This window comes from Longimicrobiaceae bacterium, assembly GCA_035936415.1.
Lineage (GTDB): Bacteria > Gemmatimonadota > Gemmatimonadetes > Longimicrobiales > Longimicrobiaceae > JAFAYN01.
On the sequence record DASYWD010000393.1, the window covers coordinates 1 to 3,421 of the forward strand.

The 3,421-nt window shown below is 70.8% G+C and carries 4 protein-coding genes; 1 reads left to right on the forward strand and 3 read right to left on the reverse strand.

Annotation, left to right across the window (positions count from 1 at the left end; genetic code table 11):
• The coding region (locus VGR37_15960) for an IS5/IS1182 family transposase (GenBank protein ID HEV2148901.1) at positions 1 to 130 on the forward strand (130 nt) is incomplete at its 5' end.
• 114 nt (positions 131 to 244) lie between these two features.
• On the opposite strand, the gene VGR37_15965 is transcribed toward VGR37_15960, so the two are convergent.
• The 3 genes from VGR37_15965 to gpmI all read right to left on the reverse strand — a co-directional run bounded on the left by VGR37_15965 (position 245) and on the right by gpmI (position 3,203).
• Entirely contained in the window at positions 245 to 736 is a 492-nt protein-coding gene (locus VGR37_15965) for a BON domain-containing protein (protein ID HEV2148902.1), read from the reverse strand.
• An 18-nt stretch (positions 737 to 754) separates the two neighbouring features.
• Positions 755 to 1,468 carry a hypothetical protein gene (locus tag VGR37_15970; protein HEV2148903.1) on the reverse strand — a complete coding sequence of 238 codons (714 nt, stop codon included), beginning with the start codon at positions 1,466 to 1,468 and terminating at the stop codon, positions 755 to 757.
• A gap of 133 nt (positions 1,469 to 1,601) precedes the next feature.
• A complete protein-coding gene (gpmI, locus tag VGR37_15975; protein HEV2148904.1) occupies positions 1,602 to 3,203 on the reverse strand; it encodes a 2,3-bisphosphoglycerate-independent phosphoglycerate mutase in 1,602 nt (533 codons plus the stop codon).
• Between the last annotated feature and the right edge of the window lie 218 nt (positions 3,204 to 3,421).

The window sequence follows — 3,421 nt, forward strand, 5'->3', positions numbered from 1 at the left end:
GATGAGCCGCTTCCGCAGGCTGGCCCGCGACTATGAGCGTCTGCCCGAGACACTGGCCGGGCTCCATTTCGTTGTCTTCGCCTGCGTCATGCTCAGCCGCGCCTATACCTTGCTGGAGATCGGTTCATAACACCCTCTCAGGCCGCCGGGTGAGGGCCTACGACGGCGCCCCCGCCGGGATCTCCCGGCGGGGGCGCCATTCTACTTTCGCACTCACGCACTTCGTACTCTCGCACTCCGTCCGTCAGTGCTGCTCCTCCGAGCCGTAGCCGTCGGCCGTCGGGCGATCGGGGGGAATGTAGGGGGCACCCTCCTCGATGGCTTCGCCCATGTCGCGGGTGCCGTACATCTGCGTGTCCAGGTCCTCCACCAGGTGCTCCGCCGTGTCGGACTGGTTCCCGCCGGGCTCGCCCAGGTGGTCGTCGAACTCGGCCTCGTACGCTGCGGCTTCGTCTGCGGCCTCGGGGACGCTGCCGCGTACCGTCTCGCTGACCACCAACTCGTTGGAAAAGTTCGCGATCCCCAGCGTCTCCACGACCACCTTCTCCGCGATCTGCTTCTCGGCGTCGGTTCCCACCCGCCCGCCGAGGGTGACCCGGCCGTCGACGACCCGTACCTCGATCCACCCCTCGTCGATGGCCGGATACTCGCGGAGCTGCTGCACGACGACATCGTAGATCTCGTCGTCCGTCATGTTCTCGAAGTCGAAGAAGAGCTCGTCGAAGTCCTGAGCCATCGAGGCCTCCCGGTGCGGTCAGAAGTGGAGCGCCGCCCCCAGGGTTACGGAGAAGTTGTGGGTCCACTCGGAGATGCTCCGCTTCCCGGCCGGGTTCGCGAATCCCGGGGGAGCCTCGATCTTCCAGAGGCGGTCCCGCCCCTCCAGCCGTACGGACAGGCGCCGGGTCGGAAACCAGTCCGTCCCGAGCCCCAGACCCAATGCAAAGCTGGGGCCGAAGTCGTACTGCGCGCCCTCCGTGATGTTCGCCTCCAGATCGGAGCCGCGGTTCAGGTCGCTGGCGAGCCCCCCGGTTCCGACCAGGTACGGCGCCAGCCGGTGCCAGGTGCGCGGCCCCGTGAGGTGGAACACGAGCCCCGCGTCCGCCATGACGAGCTGCGCGCTCTCCGTCCCCACCTCGGTCGGGACGAACAGCTGCGGGTTGGTCTCGCCCGTGGGCGCGTACACCTTCCGCTCGGTGGGGCTGAACCCCACCCGCACCTCGCCGGAGAGCGGGCCGCCGAAGCGGATGTTGTAGCGGGCGCTCACCAGCGGGCCCGACTGCGGTCCCAGCTCGATCTGCGCCTCGTTGATCTCGACCGCGGGGTCCGTGAACAGATACCCCGCGGAAACGCCGACGGAGTGCTTCTGCTCGACGTAGCGGATGGGGGAAGGGATGGTCTGCGCCCGGAGGCCGGACGCGCTCCCCAGGAGCGAGCCGAGAGCCAGAGCCGCGATCAGCGTGCGTCGCATGTTCGTCTTCGATGTGCGTGGTCGGCACAGGGCCCACGGCCGGTGCCGGAAGTCGACGGTCCCGGACGGCGGGCGTCCGGGACCGATGTAACGTCGCGAAGCTAGTCTTTGTTCCCCGCTGGCCGCAAGCGTCTCACCTCGGGCGGCGCAAGTCCCTGCCGGTCATTTCCTTCGGTTGCGGGACGCCGAGCAGGCCCAGGATGGTGGGCGCCACGTCGCAGAGGGCGCCGTGCTCCAGCCCCGCGGCGGTCCGCCGTCCCTCGGGCTCCACGAGCACGATCCCCACCGGGTTGGTGGTGTGCGCGGTGTGGGGGCCGTTGGTCGTCGGGTCCCACATCTGCTCGCAGTTGCCGTGGTCGGCGGTCACGATCAGCGTGGTCCCCGTCTCCCGGCACGCCTGCAGCGTGGCCGCCAGCCCGGCGTCCACCGTCTCCACGGCCCGGACCGCCGCCTCCAGGACGCCGGTGTGCCCCACCATGTCCGGGTTGGCGAAGTTGCACACCAGCACGTCGTAGCGCCGGGAGCGGATCGCCTCGACCAGCCCCTCGGTCACCTCGGGCGCGCTCATCTGCGGCTGCAGGTCGTAGGTGGGCACCCTGGGCGAGGCCACCATGCGGCGGTCCTCCCCCGGCGGGGGGTCCTCCACGCCGCCGTTGAAGAAGTAGGTCACGTGCGGGTACTTTTCCGTCTCGGCGGTGCGGAATCCGGTCCTGCCGTGCGCCGCGAGGACCTCGGAGAGGATGTTGTCCATCGGCTGCGGGGGGAACGCCGCCGGAAGGGGGAACTCCTCGTCGTACTGCGTCATGGTGACCACCTCCACCTCCGGGTGGCCCTCGCCGCGGTCGAAGCCGGAGAACTCCGCGTCGGCCAGGGCGCGCGTCATCTGCCGCGCGCGGTCCGCCCGGAAGTTGAAGAAGATCACCCCGTCGCCGTCGCGGATCCGACCCAGGGGCTCTCCGTCCGCGTCCACTACCACCCGCGGCTGCACGAACTCGTCCGTCTCGCCGGAGGCGTACGCCTCGCCGATGGCCGCGACCGGGTCCGTGACCGGGATCCCCTCGCCATGGACCATGGCGCGGTAGGCCTTCTCGGTGCGGTCCCAGCGCCGGTCGCGGTCCATGGCCCAGTAGCGCCCCATGACCGTCGCGACCGCGCAGCCGTCCCCGTGGTTGGCGCGTCCCATCAGCTCGGTGAGGAAGTCGCGCGCGGACTGCGGAGGGGTGTCGCGCCCGTCCAGGAAGGCGTGGATCCGCACCCGCGGCAGCCCGTGCCTCTTCGCCATCTCGCAGAGCGCCAGGAGGTGCGCGTCCACCGCGTGCACCCCGCCGGGGCCGATCAGCCCCATCAGGTGCAGCGCCGCGCCGCGCTCCCTGACCGCCCCGATCAGCTCCCGGAAGGCGGGGTTCAGGTCGAGCTCGCCCTCCTCGATCGCCCGGGAGATGCGGAGCAGCGACTGCATCACCACCCGCCCGGCGCCCAGGTTCAGGTGCCCCACCTCGGAGTTCCCCATCTGGCCTTCCGGGAGCCCCACCGCCGGGCCGTGGGTGGCGAGGGTGGCGCGGGGGTAGCGACCCTCCTCCCACAGGTGCCGCCAGGCGGGCGCGTCGGCGCGGGTGACCGCGTTGTCGTCGGCAGGCTCGCGCAGCCCCCAGCCGTCCAGGATCACCAGCGCCACGCGCGGGGCGTCGGGGGCGTCCATCTCGTTGTCAGGCAGAGGCTTGGGATGATCGGGCATCGGTCGGGTCGCGGGCGCGGTCTGAATGGGCCGGTTGACAGCGGGTCGTGCCGTGTCTATCCTGGAATCCTTCCACGCCCGAATCTACGTGCCCCACCGGGGGCGTGCCACCCCGAAGGTTTCCCCGTGAAGGCCCTGCGGAACCCCCTTTTCCTGCTCTGCATCCTGCAGGCGGCGGCGAGCGCGTCGGCCGCCGCTCAGACCGCCCCGGCGAAGGG